This is a genomic window from Acinetobacter genomosp. 33YU (genome assembly GCF_001990725.1).
Classification (GTDB): Bacteria; Pseudomonadota; Gammaproteobacteria; order Pseudomonadales; family Moraxellaceae; genus Acinetobacter; species Acinetobacter seifertii.
On record NZ_LFZQ01000008.1, the window covers coordinates 87,782 to 107,839 of the forward strand.

General features: G+C 39.1%; 19 protein-coding genes. 13 read left to right on the forward strand and 6 right to left on the reverse strand.

The window, feature by feature from the left end:
- Positions 1-74: 74 nt before the first annotated feature.
- Positions 75-1,547, reverse strand: coding sequence for a betaine-aldehyde dehydrogenase (gene betB, locus AC056_RS09700; RefSeq protein WP_077163504.1), 1,473 nt, complete (start codon positions 1,545-1,547; stop codon positions 75-77).
- Entirely contained in the window at positions 1,540-2,163 is a 624-nt protein-coding gene (gene betI / locus AC056_RS09705; RefSeq protein ID WP_004703204.1) for a transcriptional regulator BetI, read from the reverse strand. The genes betB and betI overlap by 8 nt, the downstream gene beginning before the upstream one ends.
- A 264-nt stretch (positions 2,164-2,427) precedes the next feature.
- Here betI and AC056_RS09710 point away from each other — a divergent pair, with 264 nt between their 5' ends.
- The 4 genes from AC056_RS09710 to AC056_RS09725 all read left to right on the forward strand — a co-directional run bounded on the left by AC056_RS09710 (position 2,428) and on the right by AC056_RS09725 (position 7,634).
- Entirely contained in the window at positions 2,428-4,050 is a 1,623-nt protein-coding gene (locus AC056_RS09710; RefSeq protein ID WP_077163505.1) for a BCCT family transporter, read from the forward strand.
- A 117-nt stretch (positions 4,051-4,167) separates the two neighbouring features.
- A complete protein-coding gene (locus AC056_RS09715) occupies positions 4,168-6,234 on the forward strand; it encodes a choline transporter (RefSeq protein WP_004703202.1) in 2,067 nt (688 codons plus the stop codon).
- A gap of 11 nt (positions 6,235-6,245) precedes the next feature.
- Positions 6,246-6,860 (forward strand): MarC family protein, encoded by a 615-nt coding sequence (locus tag AC056_RS09720; protein WP_004703201.1) that lies wholly within the window; start codon positions 6,246-6,248, stop codon positions 6,858-6,860.
- 258 nt (positions 6,861-7,118) lie between these two features.
- On the forward strand, positions 7,119-7,634 hold the full coding sequence (locus AC056_RS09725) for an acyl-CoA thioesterase (RefSeq protein WP_004703199.1): 516 nt from the start codon (positions 7,119-7,121) through the stop codon (positions 7,632-7,634).
- A gap of 127 nt (positions 7,635-7,761) precedes the next feature.
- On the opposite strand, the gene AC056_RS09730 is transcribed toward AC056_RS09725, so the two are convergent.
- On the reverse strand, positions 7,762-7,956 hold the full coding sequence (locus AC056_RS09730; protein WP_004703197.1) for a hypothetical protein: 195 nt from the start codon (positions 7,954-7,956) through the stop codon (positions 7,762-7,764).
- 500 nt (positions 7,957-8,456) lie between these two features.
- Between AC056_RS09730 and AC056_RS09735 the strand changes: the two genes are divergently transcribed.
- Positions 8,457-9,455, forward strand: coding sequence for a CobW family GTP-binding protein (locus tag AC056_RS09735; protein WP_139344644.1), 999 nt, complete (start codon positions 8,457-8,459; stop codon positions 9,453-9,455).
- 42 nt (positions 9,456-9,497) lie between these two features.
- Here the strand turns inward: AC056_RS09735 and dctA are convergent, their stop codons facing one another.
- Complete coding sequence (dctA, locus tag AC056_RS09740) at positions 9,498-10,760, reverse strand: C4-dicarboxylate transporter DctA (protein WP_039254131.1); 1,263 nt, start codon at positions 10,758-10,760, stop codon at positions 9,498-9,500.
- Positions 10,761-10,950: 190 nt separating this feature from the next.
- Here dctA and AC056_RS09745 point away from each other — a divergent pair, with 190 nt between their 5' ends.
- The 5 genes from AC056_RS09745 (at position 10,951) to pgaD (ending at position 15,917) form a co-directional block, all read left to right on the forward strand.
- Complete coding sequence (locus AC056_RS09745) at positions 10,951-11,481, forward strand: YaeQ family protein (protein WP_077163506.1); 531 nt, start codon at positions 10,951-10,953, stop codon at positions 11,479-11,481.
- 87 nt (positions 11,482-11,568) lie between these two features.
- Entirely contained in the window at positions 11,569-11,910 is a 342-nt protein-coding gene (locus AC056_RS09750; protein ID WP_077163507.1) for an FKBP-type peptidyl-prolyl cis-trans isomerase, read from the forward strand.
- Between the two features lie 236 nt (positions 11,911-12,146).
- Entirely contained in the window at positions 12,147-14,141 is a 1,995-nt protein-coding gene (gene pgaB, locus AC056_RS09755; protein ID WP_077163508.1) for a poly-beta-1,6-N-acetyl-D-glucosamine N-deacetylase PgaB, read from the forward strand.
- A 13-nt stretch (positions 14,142-14,154) separates the two neighbouring features.
- Complete coding sequence (pgaC, locus tag AC056_RS09760; RefSeq protein ID WP_004703185.1) at positions 14,155-15,411, forward strand: poly-beta-1,6-N-acetyl-D-glucosamine synthase; 1,257 nt, start codon at positions 14,155-14,157, stop codon at positions 15,409-15,411.
- Between the two features lie 86 nt (positions 15,412-15,497).
- Positions 15,498-15,917, forward strand: a complete 420-nt coding sequence (gene pgaD, locus AC056_RS09765; protein ID WP_004703183.1) for a poly-beta-1,6-N-acetyl-D-glucosamine biosynthesis protein PgaD — start codon at positions 15,498-15,500, stop codon at positions 15,915-15,917.
- 107 nt (positions 15,918-16,024) lie between these two features.
- Here the strand turns inward: pgaD and AC056_RS09770 are convergent, their stop codons facing one another.
- The gene (locus AC056_RS09770) at positions 16,025-16,813 is read right to left on the reverse strand and encodes a crotonase/enoyl-CoA hydratase family protein (protein ID WP_077163509.1); all 789 of its coding nucleotides are present in this window, start codon (positions 16,811-16,813) and stop codon (positions 16,025-16,027) included.
- 158 nt (positions 16,814-16,971) lie between these two features.
- Entirely contained in the window at positions 16,972-17,916 is a 945-nt protein-coding gene (locus AC056_RS09775) for a DMT family transporter (protein ID WP_077163510.1), read from the reverse strand.
- A 402-nt stretch (positions 17,917-18,318) separates the two neighbouring features.
- Here AC056_RS09775 and pnuC point away from each other — a divergent pair, with 402 nt between their 5' ends.
- The 3 genes from pnuC to AC056_RS09790 are packed head-to-tail and all read left to right on the forward strand — an operon-like array spanning position 18,319 to position 20,044.
- Positions 18,319-18,909 (forward strand): nicotinamide riboside transporter PnuC, encoded by a 591-nt coding sequence (gene pnuC, locus AC056_RS09780; RefSeq protein ID WP_077163511.1) that lies wholly within the window; start codon positions 18,319-18,321, stop codon positions 18,907-18,909.
- A 46-nt stretch (positions 18,910-18,955) separates the two neighbouring features.
- Entirely contained in the window at positions 18,956-19,555 is a 600-nt protein-coding gene (locus AC056_RS09785; RefSeq protein ID WP_077163512.1) for a hypothetical protein, read from the forward strand.
- A 21-nt stretch (positions 19,556-19,576) separates the two neighbouring features.
- Positions 19,577-20,044 carry a hypothetical protein gene (locus AC056_RS09790; RefSeq protein ID WP_077163513.1) on the forward strand — a complete coding sequence of 156 codons (468 nt, stop codon included), beginning with the start codon at positions 19,577-19,579 and terminating at the stop codon, positions 20,042-20,044.
- The last annotated feature ends 14 nt before the right edge of the window (positions 20,045-20,058 follow it).

Consider the following 20,058-nt stretch of genomic DNA (forward strand, 5'->3'; position numbering starts at 1 on the left):
AGTTTGCTTGAGCAATCTATAAAGACTGCTCGGCATATGTGATTTAGGTTGAAGGTTTTAGTGCGATTGAGGCATTAAAAAATGCTTTGATAATCGCCAAGTTCAACTTGAATAGATTTGATACGGGTATAGTGCCCAAGTGTGGTCAAGCCATTTTCACGGCCCACGCCAGATTGTTTGTAGCCACCAACTGGCATCTCGGCAGGTGATTCACCCCACGTGTTAATCCAGCAAATACCGGCTTCAATTTGGTGAATAATGCGATGAGCGCGGCTAATATCTTGCGTAACAACGCCAGCAGCTAAACCAAAGGTCGTGTCGTTAGCACGGCGGATGACTTCTTCTTCGGTTTCATAGCTTAAAATGCTCATGACAGGTCCAAAAATTTCTTCTTGAACAATGGCCATCTGGTCGGTGCAGTCACTAAATACTGTCGGTAGTACATAAGCGCCTTTGGCAAGCTCGCCTTCGGTCGCACGGGCACCACCGATTAACACTTTAGCGCCTTGTTGTTTGCCTGACTCAATGAAAGACAACACTTTTTCCATATGAGGGAAGCTGGTGAGCGGACCGAAGTTTGTGTCTTCAGCCATTGGGTCGCCAATGCGAATGCGTTTTACACGCTCTACAACCGCTTTTTCAAAGTCGGCTAAACGTGATTTTGGAACAAATACGCGCGTACCGTTGGTACATACTTGACCTGAGCTAAAGAAGTTCGCCATAACCGCGATATCTGCGGCACGGTTCAGGTCGGCATCTTCACAAATAATGAGTGGTGACTTCCCACCAAGCTCCATGGTCACTTCTTTCAGTGTAGAGCCAGCAGCGCTTGCCATGACTTTTTTGCCGGTTTCCACACCACCCGTGAATGAGATTTTTTCAATTACAGGATGTTCAGTGAGCCATTGACCAATTTCACGACCTGCACCTTGCACCACGTTAAATACACCGTCTGGTAAGCCAGCTTCTGTATAGATTTCTGCAAGTTTAAATGCAGTAAGTGGGGTTGTTTCACTTGGCTTGAAAATCATGGCATTACCCGCAGCAAGAGCAGGGGCAGATTTCCATAAAGCGATTTGAATTGGATAGTTCCAGGCACCAATACCGGCAACTACGCCTAAAGGTTCACGGCGTGTATAAAAGAAACTTGATTCGCGAAGCGGAACTTGTTCACCCTGAATGGCTGTTGCAAGTCCTGCGTAATATTCGAGTACATCGGCACCAGTCACAATATCGACGGTAGAAGTTTCGCTATAGGCTTTACCTGTGTCGAGTGTTTCAAGACGGGCAAGCTCATCATTACGTTCACGGAGAATGTCGACAGCACGGCGTAAAATACGTGAACGTTCCATGGCAGTCATGGCACCCCAGATTTTTTGTCCTTGTTGGGCACTTTTTACAGCAGCTTCAATATCTTGTTCAGAAGCTTGTTGAAGAGTCGCGATTGTCTCGCCATTGGCAGGGTTAATACTATTAAATGTTTTACCACTGGTTGCTTCAACGTAGCGTCCATGGATATACAGTTGATAAGCTTGTACATCACTCATTTTGTCTCTCCTGCAAAGGCTTGTTCGCAAATTGCAATTGCGTTTTTACATAATCGTAAGCAATAGAACGGGCCAGTTCGCTGTCAAATTCGTTATGACGGCTTAAACTGCCGCGTAGCCATAATCCATCAATCAATGCTGCCAACCCTCTTGCGGCAACACTGGCCTGTTGCTCATCTATTAACTTGAGGAAATAAAACTTCAAGTTGGAGTACAGGCGTTGATCATTAATCTTTTGCAAACGGCTCAGGTCCGGTACATGCATACTTGCAGACCAAAAGTCTAACCAGACCCGCATTGCTTTTTCATTTACCTGACTAATGTCAAAGTTAGAGTCAATAATTGCCTTAATTTGGCTTTCCGGATGCGAATCTGCTTCTGCTCTGTATTGTTCGGTTTTCCGACGCAAAACATTTAGCATTTCTTGCATACAAGTATTTATTAACCCTTGTTTGTCGCCAAAATAGTGGCTAACAATGCCGGTCGACAGCTCGGCTTTTTTTGCAATTTGTGCAATGGTGGTATTGGATAACCCCACTTCATAAATTACGTCGAGTGCAGCGTTCATAATCTCTTCACGGCGCACATGCTCTGGTTTTACTCTGCGTTTTGTCATGATTTTCCACATCAGCACTTTTATGGGTGCTTTAAATTCAGCATGTTAACTTGCAGAGCATCATAGCACTTTTTTTATCATACTTGTTATTGATTGAACGTTCAATCAATAACAAGTATGATGTGTAAAAATCAATGAATTTTTGAATCTGACTTCGGGGAAGAAGAGGTAGAATCAGAAGTTCTTACGGATAGGATGATGCGCATAAGTCCAGTACTTATCACGTTATTTTAGAAAAATACACCGATTGCAAGGAGCAATAAGATGGTGTTGAAAAGTGATAAATATTCTTCAGACCATATTCGGTTAAATCGTTTCGTATTTTGGAGTTCGGCAGTCAGTATCGGTATTTTTGGCCTTTTATTTGTACTGTTTCCGCAAAAAAGTCAGTTTTGGCTGACCTATGTACAAGAGCAAGTAAACCACTTTTTCGGGTGGTATTATATGTTGGTGATTGTGCTGTGTTTAGGCTTTGTGGCATGGCTTGCCTTTTCAAAAGTAGGGCAGATTCCTTTAGGAAAAGACCACGACAAACCTGAGTTCGGCTATTTGGCTTGGACCTCAATGCTGTTTTCGGCAGGTATTGGTATCGCGCTACTTTATTATGGTGTTGCTGAACCTGTTGACCATTTTCTAAGACCACCAGAAGGTGAGGCAGGAACAATTCAAGCTGCTCGAAACGCCATGACCTATAGCTTTTTGCACTGGGGTATTCATGGTTGGGTGCTTTACGCCTTGCTTGGCGTGACATTAGGTTACTTTGCTTTTAGACAAAATTTACCACTCGCGCTACGCTCGGCGCTCTATCCAATTTTCGGAGAACGAGTTCATGGCTTGGTGGGTGATTTTGTCGATGGCTTTGGTATTTTAGCAACCGTCATTTCGCTCGTGACTAATTTAGGTATAGGCGCTTTAGTATTAGTTTCAGGCATTTGTTATTTAATTCCTGAAATACCGCATAGCTCTGCAACCTTAATTACAGCTGTTCTCGTCATGATGAGTGTTGCGACCATTACAACAGTGGTCGGCATTGAAAAAGGCTTGGCATGGTTATCGCGTATTAATTTGCGTTTGCTCTATGCTTTACTTTTATTTGTATTTTTAACAGGGCCAACTAACCATTTGTTAAATGGCCTTGTGCAAAATGTCGGTGATTATCTCAACAATTTTATGGGTAAAAGTTTTGATATGTATTTATACAATCAAAAAGCCAGTGGATGGTTGGGTTCATGGACTGTGTTTTATTGGGCATGGTGGATTGCTTGGGCACCTTTTGTAGGAATGTTTATTGCCCGAATTTCCAAAGGTCGAACCATTCGTGAAGTGGTGTTGGGTGTATGTCTCATTCCACTCGGCTTTACACTGGCTTGGATTTCAGTTTTTGGAAACACTGCAATTTACTTAATTCTCAATCAAAAACATAAAGTTTTAGGAGATATGGTTTTAAGTGATCCAGCGTTGTCATTATTTAAATTACTCGAATATCTCCCGTTTAATCCGTACATTGCGGGGATTGTTGTTGTAATTTGTTTCGTTTTATTTTTGACCCCTGTTGGCTCTGGTACACTAATGATCGCCAATTTGTCCTCGAAAGGGGGCACCAGTGATAGTGATTCACCGATCTGGTTACGCATCTTTTGGTCTGTGGTCATCACCATTGTCAGTATCGGTTTACTCTTAGCCGGTAGTTTCAACTCCATGCAAAGTGCAGTGGTGTTATGTGGTTTACCATTTTCTGTAATTATTTTGCTTTATATGTTTGGTTTAGCCAAAGCCTTAAGGCAAGATGAGTTTGACCCGAATGTTGCGAAAAAGCAGTTAGCTATTTCAAAAGACATTTCTATTCCATCGAATTGTGACCAGAACAAAGTAACCGAGGTTTCATAATCTTGGTTCATCACATTTATTTCTATTTTTTTGCGTTCAAAGCAGTCTTTTCATTATGGTTAAATAGTGAAAAGACTAAATTGAATATTTTATTTTCTTCTATTCCTTGAGGATTGTATGGCAACAGATAATCCAAGAGCAGTTGATGATTTAACATTATCTAAATCTAAAAAAGACCCGCTTAATCGTGTGGTTTTTTATATTTCAGCTCTAATTATTTTAATCTTTTCTCTCGTTACTTTTTTGTTTAACGATTTTGCAAATCGAACAATTAACACCGTACTTGCGTGGGTAACGTCAACTTTCGGCTGGTATTACTTACTGGCTGCAACACTGTATATGGTGTTTGTTATTTTCATTGCCTGTTCCAGATATGGTGAAATTAAACTTGGCCCTAAACACTCAAAGCCTGAGTTTAGTCTACTGAGTTGGTCTGCCATGCTGTTTTCGGCAGGTATTGGTATCGATTTAATGTTCTTCTCGGTGGCCGAGCCATTATCTCATTATATGCAACCGCCTGTTGGCGTAGGCCAGACCTATGAAGCTGCACGCCAGAGTATGGTGTGGACGCTATTTCACTATGGTTTGACCGGATGGTGTATGTATGCCTTGATTGGTATGGCACTTGGCTATTTCAGTTATCGCTATAACTTACCGCTGACTATTCGTTCTGCACTTTACCCAATTTTCGGGAACAGAATTAATGGGGCAATTGGCCATAGTGTCGATACTGCTGCTGTCATCGGGACAATTTTTGGTATTGCGACTACCTGCGGGATTGGCGTGGTACAGCTGAACTATGGTTTACATGTTTTATTAGGACTGCCAGAGAATATCTGGATGCAGTTTGCTCTGATTGCCATTGCAGTCGGTATTAGTATTATTTCAGTGACATCCGGGGTGAATAAAGGCCTTCGGATTTTGTCTGAAATCAATATTTATGTATCAATTGGTCTTTTACTGTTTATTTTATTCTTGGGTAATACCGAGTTTTTACTCAATGCGCTGGTACAAAATATTGGCGACTATTTAACTCGATTCCCGACCTTAGCACTTCAAAGTTTTGCTTTTGAGCAACCTAAAGATTGGATGAGCAGTTGGACCTTGTTCTTCTGGGCATGGTGGATTGCTTGGTCTCCATTTGTAGGACTCTTTTTGGCACGTATTTCAAGAGGACGTACTATCCGTGAGTTCGTGTGCGGGACTTTAATTATTCCTTTGTTATTTACCTTAACGTGGTTATCCATTTTTGGTAACAGCGCATTGCACAGCGTGATTTTTGAAGGCAACCAAACTTTGGCTGCAACGGTATTATCAAATCCGGCACATGGTTTCTATGACCTGTTAGCACAGTATCCGGGTTTTACCTTTATTGCTTCAATCGCGACGGTGACGGGTCTTTTGTTCTATGTGACTTCTGCTGACTCGGGTGCATTGGTTTTAGGTAACTTCACGACCAAGCTCACCCATATTGATAATGATGCACCACGTTGGTTAAGCGTGTTCTGGGCAATTGCCATTGGCTTATTAACTCTTGCTATGCTGATGACCAACGGGATTACTGCTTTGCAAAATGCCACCATTATTATGGGACTACCGTTTAGTTTCGTAATGTTCCTTGTGATGGCAGGGCTTTATAAGTCACTCAGACTTGAAGACTACAGGCATGCTAGTCGAAGTATGAATGCAGCACCCGTGGTAGGTAACGTCGACATTCTTAACTGGAAAAAGCGGTTGACCCGAGTGATGCATCATCCGGGAACAACTGAAACCAGACGTATGCTCGACACAGTTTGTCAGCCTGCTGTTCAAGCTGTTGCCGATGAGCTTATTAAGCAAGGCGTGAATGTAGATGTACAGCAGACACCACTTGAAGACGAAGAGGCGTTATATCACCTCGATATCACTATTCATTTGGAAGAAGAGCAAAACTTTGTTTATCAGATTTGGCCTGTCCGTTATAGCGCGCCTAACTTTAGTCAGCGTGTAAAAAGAGGCAAACAGTTCTATTACCGTCTCGAAACTTATCTTTATGAAGGTTCTCAAGACAACGACCTTGTTGGTTACAGTAAAGAACAGGTCATTAATGACATTTTAGATAAATATGAAAGACATATGACCTTCTTGCATATCAATCGTATTAGCCCTGGAAACCGACCATTGTTCCCAGATCCACAAGCTTAAGAGGAAAATGCATGGCTTCTCCTTATCTACATTCTTTTGCTTTATTTTTCTCATTGCTCAATCCATTTTTAATGAGCATTTATATGATTGGCCTAATCCGCCATTCAGAAGCTAAGGTGTTTAATAAAGCGCTGATTCAGGGAAGTTTGATTGCTTTTATTGTATTCATGCTGTTTGCATGGGGCGGTGAAACAATTTTTAGTAAATATCTGAATGTACGTTTTGAAGCCTTTCAGATTTTTGGCGGCCTGATCTTTTTGGTGATTGGCTATCGTTATGTGTTTCAGGGTGCCGATACTATTGGTGAAATGCGCGGTGCTCCTGAGCATTTAGCTGGAACCATCGCTATGCCATTTATGATTGGGCCTGGTACTATTAGTGCTGCTGTTGTCACAGGCATAGAAATGTCAATTGGTGAAGCAGCCCTAGTGATTGCCTTTACGTTATTTTTAACCTGTAGTATTTTGATTTTGATGAAATTTTCACATGATCATTTACGCTATAAACATGCCAAACATATCGACCGCTATTTTGATATTGTTGGGCGTTTATCAGCGTTATTAATCGGTACGATCGCTATTGATATGATTATCAATGGTGTGACAGGTGTAATTAATAAAGTTTAGCAAGTATCAGTCAACATCGTGCTATGCCATTTAATATTGAAAAATGGCATAGCACTTTTTTATTATTTTTAATTTCTCAATCAACTTTTATTTAAGAAAAACTAAAAAATAATTAAAAATAATAGATTAAAAAAGCTTCGTTCAAAAAAAGAATAAACAATATTAAAAAATACGATGCTATGTTGTGGATTTAAGCATGTTTTTTTTGTGAATTATCAACCATAATGTTTCTGAGCTTGTTTGAGACAGAGTTGAGTCATGCCTACATTAGATGAAATGACAACCGTAACTGATGATCAGTCAGAATTAACCATGTCAGTTTTAATGACCCCTGATATGGCAAATTTTTCAGGTAATGTTCATGGTGGAACAATTCTTAAGCTGTTAGACCAAGTCGCCTATGCTTGTGCAAGCCGTTATTCGGGCAGCTATGTGGTCACTTTGTCTGTAGATAAAGTGAATTTTAAAGAACCGATTTATGTAGGTGAGTTAGTTACCTTCTTGGCAAGTGTGAACCATGTAGGCCGTACTTCAATGGAAGTCGGTATTCGTGTTGAAGCACAAAATATTCAAAAGCGCACTGTTCGCCATACCAATAGCTGTTATTTCACAATGGTTTCTGTTGATGAGCATGGTAAACCACGCGAAGTTCCTCAATTGAAGCTAGATACCGAGTGGAAACGCTGTCGATTCGAAGCGGCAGAGCATCGTAAGGTGTTGCGCCTACAAGAAAATCATAATCCTTCTTGTAGCATGTATAAGAAAACGTCTTAATAAGATCGAATTAAAAAAAGATCGAACCGCAGCATGGTTCGATCTTTTTTTTATCACTGAAATTTAACGTCCTGTTTCATTTCAGCAAAATTATCTCTGAGCTTGGAGGAGAGTACAGAGATAATAATTATTGAGCAGCAGGAGCGGCTTCAGAAGCTGAACCTACAGCGTCAGATGCAGCATTTGCAGTGTTGGCTTGTTCTTGAGTTGAAACTACAACTTTGTCTTCTGGAGCATGAACCTTGTCATGTTTAGAAGCAGCGAAAGTTGAAGCAGCAGTTAAAGCTAGAGTAGTAGCAAGTAAAGTTTTAGCTAATTTCATTTTATGGCATCCTTAAAATTCATTAAACAATAAATTAAACCTAATCGTTCTTACCAACATGAAACCTGAATGGCTGAATGATTAAGCTAGGACACATGCTAAGCCGAGCTTTGGATTGCATCAATTAACTTAACAATCTATTACGCCTATCTTAACAATATGAAATATACGGGCCGTTTATGTGCGTCTACTGTAAAATTACCGCGCTGGTTGAACGTTTAAAATGTGAAAAAATATTTCATGTTGAATAAAAAAAAGTCAGGTTGGTTACGTAAACAAAACACTCTGGTATGAATTATGAATGCCTTAAAATAGAATATTCCGTTTGATAATAAATTATTTAAAGTAAATTTAGATAAACAACGAGACTTACATCTCAAATTTAATATTTTCACCCACTTTTTAAAAAGATGACGTCAAAAGGAAAAATCATTTTCATGCCACTTAAACAGTGATATACCTTTCCTAGTTTTTTTGAACCTTGTTGATTTGAGTTGCTTGTGAAACTGATTCCCCAAAAAACTGTTCCTACCCATATTATTTCAGGATTTTTAGGGGCAGGGAAAACCACATTATTACAGCATTTATTAAGTCAGAAACCCAAAGATGAAGTGTGGGCGGTCTTAATGAATGAGTTTGGTCAAATTGGGGTAGATCAACAACTTTTACCGCAAGAACAAGGCTATGCCGTAAAAGAATTATTAGGTGGGTGTTTATGTTGTAGTAGCCAACTCCCCATGCATATTGCTTTGGCTCGTTTGCTAAGTGAACAAAAACCAGACCGACTCTTTATTGAACCTACAGGGCTTGGACATCCTTCACAACTGTTTGATCAGTTAACAGAACCTCATTGGCAAAACAGCTTGGCTATGCGTGCATTAGTCACGGTTGTGGATGGTAGCCGTTTACATGACACCAATTGGGTTAAGCAAAATCTTTATGAAGATCAGTTAAAAGCTGCCCAGATTGTTGTGGTTTCTCATGCTGATACGATGTGTTTTGAAGATGAACAAGCATTAGACCAATTGAAACAAGAGTATCAACCTTATCAACAACAATGGTTAACGACAGAGCATGGTCAACTCGAACTAGCACAAATTGATGTCGCTGCTCGTTTAACCGCACGCTCTATACAACCTTTACTTAAGCTTCAAAAGCAGATGAGTGAAGCTGAAGTAGCAAAAGAAATTCGCCAATTGCCTTATCACTATGTTGAGTCAGCGCAGGGATATACTGTTGCAGGCTGGAAATTACCTAAACGTTGGAAATTCGAATTTTATGCTTTGCTCGATTTGCTCTGCGCACAGCAAGACTGGCTGCGTATTAAGGGGATTTTTCATACAGATCAGGGGTGGAAGACTTTTAACTTTAATCCTGAACAGTTTAATTATAAGTCTGGTGAAGAGGGCATTGATAACCGTATTGAAATCATTAGCCAACATGAGCATGACTGGCTGGCATTTGAAACTGAGTTATTAACTTGCAGAATTGATGAATAGAGAACATTGAAAAGATAGCTCAATGTTCTCAAAAATCTTCATCTATTTTTTAATGTCGAGTACAGCTTTGGCTTGGGCATGATCAATATCTTTTTCCCAATGGGCAATGACTACGGTCGCAACACAGTTACCAATTAAGTTGGTACAGGCACGAATAATCCCAATAAACCAATCTACAGACAGTAAAAGTACTAGGCCAATTGCAGGTAAGCTTGGAATAACTGAAAGTGTAGCCGCAAGAATAACTAAAGCTGACCCCGGAATACCATGCGCACCTTTAGAGGTAATCAGTGAAACCAGTAAAATAGCTAACAAGTCATGCATAGAGAGATCGATATTGCAGGCCTGCGCAATAAAAATCACTCCTAATGTTAAATAAATGGAAAAGCCATCTAAGTTAAAAGAATAACCAGTTGGAATGACTAGACCGACTGTTGAGTCTTTTATGCCTAGGTTCTTAAGCTTTTTCATGACTTGAGGAAGAACTGAGTCGGAAGAGGCAGTACCTAAAACAATGGCAAGTTCATCTTTAAAATAGCCTACAAACTTGAAAATGTTGAGGCCAGCAAGCTTTAGAATTAAACCTAGAACAATGACAACAAATAAAATGCAGGTTGCATAAAAGAGTAAAACTAAATAACCGAGTTGTAGGAGTGAGTCTGATCCAAATTTTGCAGTGGTATAGGCAACTGAACCGAATACCCCAATTGGAGCTAAGCGAATGATTAGCCCCATAATTTTAAAGAAGACTTCAGAGAAAGCTTCAAGTGCCTGACGTACTAGCTCTGCTAAATGTTTAGGAATTAAAAGTAGAGATACGCCAAATAAAATCGCGATGAGTAAAACTTGTAAAATATCGCCGTTGGCAAAAGCGCTAGTAAATGTTTTTGGAATAATATTAAGAAGAAAATCTGAACCTGTATGCATGTCGTGAGCACGTTCGGTATAGGTACTTAAATCTTTAGCATCTAAATGGCTAATATCAATATTCATACCGACGCCCGGTTTAAAGACATAAGCAACAATAATTCCCAAAATTAAAGCAATACTTGTGACTACTTCAAAATAGAGAATCGTTTTTGCACCGACTTTGCCCATTTTTTTAATATCGTTTGCACCATAAATTCCCAGTACTACGACACAAAATACAATTGGTGCAATCAACATTTTAATCAGTGAAATAAAACCATCACCAAGGGGTTTTAAAGCTAGAGAGAAGTCATGAAAAGCAAGTCCTACTGCAATACCGAGGAAGAGAGCGCAGAGAACTTGTAGGAATAAACTACGTTTAAGTTTTTGCCACATAAGTCATCAAATCAAAAGAGAGGAATACAAACCCTTTAAAGCAAAAAGCCCGCCAACTTGGAAAGCGCTTGGATGTTTTGGAAGAAGATGCAAATTTAGAGTGAAAGAAGTTTTGTGTTACTGCGTTTTTTCTATAATTTTTTAATTGAAATCGAGTATTCTTAGCGCCAAATTTTTGGACATATTAACCATGGCGCTTAAAGCAACAATTTATAAGGCAGACTTGAATATTGCCAATATGGATGACCATATCTATGGCGATTATCAATTGACGCTTGCATTGCATCCTTCAGAAACTTTAGAACGGTTAATGGTTCGTGTTATGGCATTTGCACGTTTTGCAAGTGACAGTCTTGAATTTACTAAAGACCTTTTTGAAACCGATGAGCCTGCACTTTGGCAAAAAGACTTAACAGGTCAGTTAGAAAATTGGATTGAGGTCGGTTTACCTTCTGAAGATAAAGTGAAAAAAGCCAGTGCACGTTGTAAAGCTGTAGCAATTGTTGCGTATGGTTCACAGGTCGAAGACTGGTGGAAGAGAAATAGTAAAATTAAAACATTAAGTAATGTCCAAGTTTGGCAAATTGCACCTGAAAGTACAGCAGAGTTAGAACAGCTTTGTGAACGTACGATGCAGTTACAGTTAAACGTTATGGACAATGAGTGGACTTTACTAGGCGAGAATGGCCAAGCAAATGTAGCGTGGACTCAATTACAGTAAAATTGGAAAGCGCAACAAAATTTACAAAACTAGTTGCTAGACTAAAGATTGAGTCTGGGCTGTGAATTTAAATGAAACGGAAATGTTATGATCACTGAATTAGAAATTATCGATTTAAAAGTAGGCGAAGGTAAGGAAGCGGTTAAAGGTGCCTTAATTACCACTCACTATACAGGTTGGTTAGAGAACGGTACCAAATTCGACTCTTCAATTGACCGCGGAAATTATTTCGAATGTGTCATTGGTACTGGCCGTGTGATTAAAGGTTGGGACCAAGGCATCATGGGAATGAAAGTTGGCGGAAAACGTAAACTTATTGTTCCTGCGCATTTGGCTTATGGGGAACGCAAAATGGGCAAAGTTATTCCGGCGAACTCAAATTTGATTTTTGAAATTGAGTTATTTGACGTAAAAACTCGCGATGAATGAAATCAGAATTTTACCGTTTGATTTTGTTATATAAGCTTTAAATATGAATATATTCGTTATTTATATTTTAGCTTTTTGAATATTTAAGATTATTTTCAGTTTATTTGATTATAAAGGTGAACTGAAAAACTGTTCATTTTGGGCAGTTTAAACTTAAGGGCTAAATAGACGTCGGTTTTAGTTCTTAAGTTTAAATTTCACATAAATAATCTATATTGCTATTGAGACGCTATTTCATGATTACCCGCTTTGCATCTCCTTTGTTGAATCTAACGCTTGGCTTGGCTTTAGCAGGCTTGTCAGGTATGGCATTAGCTGCTCCTCCTAAAATAGATGCTTCAGAACTTACTGTTATTGGCTATCATGAAATTACCGATACTAAGAATGCCTTAATTCCTCAATATGCGGTGACTACGAAACAATTTAGTGAGCATATCGATTGGCTGCAAAAAAACGGTTTCCATTTCATTACTGTAGACCAGTTAATTCGCGCTCATCAGGGTAAAGTTGCACTGCCAAGCAAACCGGTTTTATTAACTGTAGATGATGGTTATCAGACTTTTTATCAAAATGCTTATCCAGTGATTAAGGCCAAGAAAATACCAGTAGTACTTGCTGTTGTTGGTTCATGGTTAGAGCCAAAAGAAAATCAGAAGGTAGATTTTTCTGGTGAAGAAATTCCACGTGATAAAATCTTAAGCTGGCCTGAACTTAAAGAGATGCAAGATAGCGGTTTTGTTGAAATTGCAAGCCATAGCTATCACTTACACCGTGGTATTAATGGTAATCCACAAGGAAACTCTGAACCTGCGGCAACCACACGTTTTTATGATGATAAAACTAAAACATATGAAAACGACAGCCAGTATCAGGCTCGAATCTATAATGATTTGAAAAAGAATAATCAGTTGCTCAAACAACATGGTATACGTTCGCCACGTATTATGGTTTGGCCATACGGTCGCTACAATATGCAAACGGTTCAGATTGCTAAAAAGCTTGGTATGCCAATTACCATCACACTTGATGATGGGGCAGATCATGCTAAACAATCTCTACAGAATATGAGCCGTATTTTGGTAGAAGGCGGAATGAGTACCAATGATTTGGCTCAAGAGATTAAAAACCGTGAATTAAACTTAACGGATAACAATCGCCCGCAAAAAATTATGCATGTTGATCTGGACTATATTTATGATCCAGATCCGAAACAACAAGAGCGTAATTTAGGTAATCTACTCGACCGTATTAATGCGATGGGCGTAAACACGGTTTATTTACAAGCTTTCTCTGATGCAGATGCTAATGGTTCTGCCGATATGGTATACTTCCCAAATCGACATATTCCTATGCGTGCTGATCTATTCAACCGTGTTGCATGGCAAATTCAAACACGTACGCCTGTAAGCCGTATTTATGCGTGGATGCCTTTATTGGCATGGGAACTACCAAAAACTGATCCTGTATCAAAAGATTTGGTTGTAACCCAGCAGGATAAAACGAGTGAGCATCTCAATATGGGATACATTCGCTTAAGTCCTTTTTCACCTGAAGCGCGTCAAACTATCCGTGAAATATATGAAGATTTAGCGAAGTCATCGTCTTTCAATGGAATTTTATTCCATGACGATGTGACTCTGTCTGATTATGAAGATGCAAGCCCAGATGCCTTAAAAGCTTATGCGAAACAAGGTTTACCAACAGACTTGGCAAAAATTCGTGCAAATGACGAAGATTTGCAGAAGTGGACTGCATATAAAACAAGATATTTAGATGATTTTGCGATGGAGCTTGTTGGTGAGGTTCGTCAGTATGAGCCATTCCTGCTTACAGCACGTAATTTATATGCACAAGTGGCTTTAAAACCATATGCGGAAAATTGGTACTCTCAGTCACTTGAAGAGTCATTAAACCGTTATGATTTTACTGCTATTATGGCGATGCCTTATATGGAGCAAGTGAAGAACCAAGATCAATTCTATAAAGATATGGTTGATCGTGTGAAACAGTATCCAAATGGCATTAAGAAAACAGTTTTTGAGCTACAAGCAACGAACTGGCGTAATAACGAAAAGGTACCTTCAACTGAAATGGCTGCGACAATTCACTCTCTCTATGAACAAGGTGCAATGCATGTTGCATATTACCCAGATGACCCAATTAAAGATCATCCGGACGTGAACGTGATGCATAAAGCATTTGCTGAAAAGTCATCTCGTCTTGTGCCGTAGACGAGGCTGAAACATGACAATCTTTGCTGCAATATGGTCGCAGGCTCTAAAGTTCGTTTTTTATTATCCATTGTTTATGTCATATCTATGGATGATTGGTGCGATCATTTTCTATTGGAAAGAACGTAAGGCTCCACCTTACGATCAACCGGCTCCATTAGAAAGCTATCCGAAAGTTGCTGTACTTATTCCTTGCTTTAACGAAGGTGATAATGCAGAGGAAACCATTAGTCACGCTTTAAAATTGGATTACCCTAATTTTGAAGTCATTGCGATTAACGATGGTAGTTCGGATAATACGGGTGAAGTCCTAGATCGTTTAGCTGAACAATACGAAAAACTTCGTGTTGTTCACCTTGCACAAAACCAAGGTAAAGCAATGGGCTTACAGGCTGGTAGCCTCATGACCGATGCCGAGTTTTTAATTGGTATCGATGGGGATGCTTTGCTTGACCCGCATGCAGCAAAATGGATGATTCGTCATTTTCTTCAGAATCCAACAGTTGCAGCCGTAACTGGAAACCCACGTATTCGTACGCGTTCAACTTTGTTAGGACGTATTCAAGTCGGTGAGTTTTCTTCGATTGTGGGAATGATTAAACGTGCGCAGCGTACATTTGGTCGTTTGTTTACGGTGTCTGGTGTAATTACGGCTTTCCGTAAAAGTGCTGTTCACCAAGTCGATTATTGGTCACCAAATATGTTGACCGAAGACATCGATATTACTTGGAAATTGCAACGTGCAGGCTGGGACATTCGTTTTGAACCGAATGCCTTGGTCTGGATTTTAATGCCTGAAACATTAAACGGATTGTGGAAACAGCGTTTACGTTGGGCAATGGGTGGGGCACAGGTATTAATTAAAAATATTGATGTGTTCACCAAACCAAAACTGAATTTTTTATGGCCTTTAATGTTTGAGCTTTGCTTAACTTTAGTCTGGTCATATTTAATGCTGGCAATGGCTTTATTGTGGTTGGTACATTTTATTTTCCCAGTCCCTGCATTAGCCGTTGTGAGTTCCCCATTTTTACCGTATGGTACAGGTATTTTATTGGGGGCAACCTGTCTAATTCAGTTTGCTTTAAGCAAATGGATGGATAGTCGTTATGAACCGAATCTAGGAAAAAACTATTTCTGGATGATTTGGTATCCATTGGTCTTTTGGCTAATCACCATTTCGGCAACCATTGTGGCATTTCCAAAAGTCTTACGACGTGGAGATGAGAAACGAGCACGTTGGGTGAGCCCGGATCGGGGCATTCGTTAGATGAAATGCAAGAGTCATGAGATTTTAAAGATCGTGCTGTATTGATGTCTGGGGAAAACCGCAGCACTTCGTTAGGTAAAAGAGAAATGAAGACAAATTCGTTGATTATTGATTTACGTCGTCAATTACCGTGGCACAAGCGCTATGTTTCTACAACAAGCACAGCCATGATGTGGGGCGGTTGGTTGTTGTTGTGGCGTCCGTTCGTGTTTGTATGGCTATTGGTTGAACTACAAAAAACACATTTGGTACACCGTTTATTTAGTGCCTTTGGTGTGGGAATTGAGCATGGCTTTACAGCACTCATTGCTTGTGCAATTGGTTTGTTGCTATGGAGCCATATTTTGCCTGAACGCCGTGTGGGTGGTGATGAACTTGACATGAAGCAGACAGATGATTATGCACGCTACTTTGATTTACCTGAGCAAGAAATTGAGCAGGGACGTAGCCAAAAAATTACGATAGTTCACCACGATGAATTTGGTAAAATTGTTAGAGTTGAATAAGCCAAATTAATTCAAGAAAGCCCACATCATGTGGGCTTTCTTTTTATATATGTTTTTAGAGAGTAATAAGTTTTAAATCTTGAAGGGTGTGTGTGTCTGAGTAGTCTTTATTTACCTTTGAAAACAGGTGGACGCTTTTGTAGCATGGCAAAGACACCTTCTTGAACATCTTCTGTGGTTAGCAAAGGCTGTAAATGAGTTTGCAATTGATCAAAAGCAACCTCATAGCCTTCATTAATGGCTTCGCGTGCAGAGGCAAGAGTGGCTTTGACAGCAAGTGGCGCAGCTTGGGAAATATGTTCCGCAAGTTCTATCGCACGGTTAAGCTCCGTCCCTTCAGGGCATATTTCTGTAATCAGATTCATATCAAATGCTGCTTTTGCATCGAAAGAGTCACCAGTGAGTAAATAACGCATCGCTTTGGCCCAACCCGCGGCTTGAGTAAAACGTGCAGTAGCTCCGCCAAAAGGTAAGATGCCACGTTGGACTTCCATTTGAGCAAATTGTGTATTTTCACTCGCAATCGTAATATCTGCGTTGAGAAATAGTTCGATACCCGCGGTATAACAGTAGCCCTGTACAGCTACAATTAATGGTTTACTCAGTTTTCGGCCAACTGTACCCCATGGGTTAATTTCTTCATCATTAAAATCGAACACGCCTGTAGCAAGCTTAGGTTGTAACTCAACCAAATCTAAACCCGCCGTAAAATGATCGCCATGAGCAAAAATAATCGCACAGCGCAGAGCATCATTATTTTCATATTCGGTAAGTGCTAGAGATAAATCTTTAATGAGGTGGCTATCAAAGGCATTGCGTTTTGCTGCCCGATCTAAACCAATTAAAAAAATATGTCCTCGAGTTTCACGGCTGACTTTTCCTTCTTGATTTGACATATTGTCGCGCTCTTTATTTGTGTTTCATTATCTTTTAAACAATCATTTAAAAACGATCAAATACAATTTGTTGATGAGTTGGTAAGTGAAAATAAAAGCATGCTGTCAATACTCGTCAAAAGTCAACCTGACGCATAGATGTGTCAGGTTGAGCAAGTTTATGCAGAACGCCTTGAATACATCAATAGCCCTAGACATAACATGATTAAACCTAAAACAAGATGTGAGCTAAGTTGTTCATGGTTGAACCACGTTCCCCAAAAAGTGGCTAAAACAGGGGTGATAATTGTAATAAGTAGTACCGTCGTCGGCTGTAGTACCTTAATGAGCTGATAATAAAAAATCATGGCAAGTACAGAAGAAAAGACAGCACTATAGAAGACCGCGAGTGAAATTTTCAGACTTGGAAATTCAGTTGGAAGATGTGACCAGAAGAAAGGCAACAAGCATGCGTAACCTACCCACGAGACAAGGCTAGAACCCGTCATTTGTATAATGGGGTGAATATGCGCTCCGACAGATTTTACGGCAAAAGTCGACAATACATAAAACAGCATAGCGATTAGCTCTAGCATAATACCAATACTGTTGAGCTGAAAACCTGATGAAGATAGCCCTAATGTAAAACTCATCCCGACAAGCGCAATACCGAGACCAAGCCACTGCCATGATGAAAAACGCTCACGCCCTAATACAAAAGAACTGACAAGCCCAGATACTAAAGGAGAGGCACCATAAATAATTGAAATAATGGCCGAAGGAACTTTATCTGCACCCATATAGCAAAAAGCCATGGAACCAAATAAACCAATGGCTCCTGCACAGTAGCTTAAAATTGCTTTTTTACTAAAGATCAGTTTTAAACGGAAAAATTTTAGACACAGTAAAGCAATCGGAATAGCGATACTAAAGCGAAGGAATAATCCCCATGCCCAGTGAAGTTCTTGTACTGTCCAGACGGCGGCGAGTGGTGTAAGCGACCAAATAACAATGACCGCAATAAATTGGCCGGCTGTAGCGAGTCGAGTCGGAGATGAATGTAATGCTACAGCCGGCTGAATCTGCGGGCTGGATGTACTCTGTTGTTCAAATAAAGGCTTCATATAGAGCTCCAGTGATATTTTGTAGGATGAACGGACATAAAAAAAGCCGCGTTTTATGGCGGCCTTTTAAGAAAAATCAGAGAAAATATTATGTAAGTAACTTCTTGATTTTTTTATTCAAAGCGCCAAATTGTCCAAAATAGGGACGTCGGCAATTGACCACACAGAGCATCATCTCTGAGGCGTGGAATTGACGCGCTAGACAATAATGGGCTTTAGATAAAAACATGATAAGTATATTAAAAATATAGCTGATATTTTTATAACATATAAATAGAAAAGTACAAATTAGATTCAAGCGTGGAATATAGATTTTTTGAATACGTTAAATTAGTTGTTTGCTTAGCCCCATATTTTTCTCATAATACCTCGTCAAATTGATCTCAATAAGCAGCTGCTCTTATGTCACCTCTAGAAATCTTTGCGGTCTTTATTAGTCTCATTGGAGTCGGATTAACTGTAATTCGCAATATGTGGTGCTGGCTGTTTAATTTCTTTGCCTTTGTTCTATACGCCTATTTGTTTTACGAATTTAAGCTTTACGGTGAAACGATTTTGCAGTTCTTTTTTATGGCTGTAAATTTTTATGGTTTTTACTATTGGCTCAAAGGAAAGCAGCAAGATCACGACATCCGAATTGAACCTATCGCAGTTCAAACCGCTATTATTCAAATGATCATTGCTGCGATAGGTGGCTTACTATTTGGTTTGATACTTAAAAATTTTACCGATGCAGCAGTGCCTATGCTCGACTCACAGCTTGCAGCATTTAGTTTGCTTGCAACTTATTGGACCAGCCGAAAACATATTGCGACTTGGATACTTTGGGTATTTGTCGACATTATTTATGTGGGTATGTTTATTTATAAAGATCTATTTTTAACTTCAGCCTTATATGCAGCCTTTGTGTTAATGGCAGCTTATGGTTGGTATCAATGGGAAAAGGTTAAAAGAAAGCAGGTTGATCATATAGATCTGAAAAAAACTATTTAATGTATGAGAAAATATTAAAACAATAATCCTGTTTGGAAATTATTTGATGACTCATACTTTAAAAAAACTTTTATTTTGTTTATTTCTTTTTTCTGGTTATGCAAATGCTCAGATTAACGCTATTCCTTTAAACCAGCTCAGTAAACTACCTGATTCATGTCAGAAAGATGAACCTGTTGAAAATAATAAATTAGTTATACAGACGGCACAGATAAAAATACAAAGCTATTCTTGCTTTAAGCCTGATATAGCTGATGCGCTAGGCTATAATGTATTTGCTATTCATTTAGATAAAAATAAAACCTATTATTTTAAATCGAAAACTCAGGATATATCCTCAATAGCTGGTCAGACTATACATAAAATTGATTCTGAAACCTTTGCAATAGACAACTATCAAGAGCGTGGCGGAAATTTCATTATTTTTTGGATAGCGAATTGGTCAAATATTTATACACAAGATATTAGTTATTATACTGATGATGAAGTCTCTATAGATAGTGTTATTAAAGACAACCAGATTTATTTACAGAAGAAAAAATATTTGGATAATACCAAAACTAAAAAAGTTGGATCTCCCTTAATCATTATGAAAGACAAACAAAAAGGTTTGATTATTAATAAGACTAAGGCGCAAAACTTTTAAATCATTAATTTCTGGATTTTTATGAAAAATTTAACTCATATATTTTTATTTTGTATTGGCTTTTTAGTAGCAACAACCTCTTATGCACAAGTAAATATTAAACCTTTATGGCATGGTAAAGTATTAAACAGTTTTAATATTCCATTAAATAACCTGAAAAAGCCAAAGCAGGTTATTAAAGGTGAGGCTGATGAATGCAATGGTGGTTATTTCCCAGATCAATGGGTATATGACGATGGAGTGGTACTCTCTACGGGTTCTTTAGATAAGGTATATGTAAGTCAGCAAAATGGTCTAAAGTATGGTCCCCGATTATTTAATCATTTAACTACCGAGAATGAGTTCAAAAAATTTTTTGGGGAACAGATCTATATGACTAAAAAACATGTTTATTCTTTACAACCTTGGGAAGGTAGTAATGATAGTCTAGACTTTCACTTCCGCAATGGAAAATTGCACTACTATACGCACTCTATTGATGACTGCTAGTAATTAACTTTTAA

Excerpts from the sequence above, each read along its gene's own strand:
- pnuC (WP_077163511.1), top strand. The coding sequence starts at position 18,319 with ATGTCACCTCTAGAAATCTTTGCGGTCTTTATTAGTCTCATTGGAGTC.
- AC056_RS09775 (WP_077163510.1), bottom strand. The coding sequence starts at position 17,916 with ATGAAGCCTTTATTTGAACAACAGAGTACATCCAGCCCGCAGATTCAG.
- AC056_RS09725 (WP_004703199.1), top strand. The coding sequence starts at position 7,119 with ATGCCTACATTAGATGAAATGACAACCGTAACTGATGATCAGTCAGAA.
- AC056_RS09770 (WP_077163509.1), bottom strand. The coding sequence starts at position 16,813 with ATGTCAAATCAAGAAGGAAAAGTCAGCCGTGAAACTCGAGGACATATT.
- AC056_RS09745 (WP_077163506.1), top strand. The coding sequence starts at position 10,951 with ATGGCGCTTAAAGCAACAATTTATAAGGCAGACTTGAATATTGCCAAT.
- pgaD (WP_004703183.1), top strand. The coding sequence starts at position 15,498 with ATGAAGACAAATTCGTTGATTATTGATTTACGTCGTCAATTACCGTGG.
- AC056_RS09750 (WP_077163507.1), top strand. The coding sequence starts at position 11,569 with ATGATCACTGAATTAGAAATTATCGATTTAAAAGTAGGCGAAGGTAAG.
- pgaB (WP_077163508.1), top strand. The coding sequence starts at position 12,147 with ATGATTACCCGCTTTGCATCTCCTTTGTTGAATCTAACGCTTGGCTTG.
- AC056_RS09710 (WP_077163505.1), top strand. The coding sequence starts at position 2,428 with ATGGTGTTGAAAAGTGATAAATATTCTTCAGACCATATTCGGTTAAAT.
- AC056_RS09715 (WP_004703202.1), top strand. The coding sequence starts at position 4,168 with ATGGCAACAGATAATCCAAGAGCAGTTGATGATTTAACATTATCTAAA.
- pgaC (WP_004703185.1), top strand. The coding sequence starts at position 14,155 with ATGACAATCTTTGCTGCAATATGGTCGCAGGCTCTAAAGTTCGTTTTT.
- dctA (WP_039254131.1), bottom strand. The coding sequence starts at position 10,760 with ATGTGGCAAAAACTTAAACGTAGTTTATTCCTACAAGTTCTCTGCGCT.
- AC056_RS09785 (WP_077163512.1), top strand. The coding sequence starts at position 18,956 with ATGACTCATACTTTAAAAAAACTTTTATTTTGTTTATTTCTTTTTTCT.
- betI (WP_004703204.1), bottom strand. The coding sequence starts at position 2,163 with ATGACAAAACGCAGAGTAAAACCAGAGCATGTGCGCCGTGAAGAGATT.
- AC056_RS09730 (WP_004703197.1), bottom strand. The coding sequence starts at position 7,956 with ATGAAATTAGCTAAAACTTTACTTGCTACTACTCTAGCTTTAACTGCT.
- betB (WP_077163504.1), bottom strand. The coding sequence starts at position 1,547 with ATGAGTGATGTACAAGCTTATCAACTGTATATCCATGGACGCTACGTT.
- AC056_RS09720 (WP_004703201.1), top strand. The coding sequence starts at position 6,246 with ATGGCTTCTCCTTATCTACATTCTTTTGCTTTATTTTTCTCATTGCTC.
- AC056_RS09790 (WP_077163513.1), top strand. The coding sequence starts at position 19,577 with ATGAAAAATTTAACTCATATATTTTTATTTTGTATTGGCTTTTTAGTA.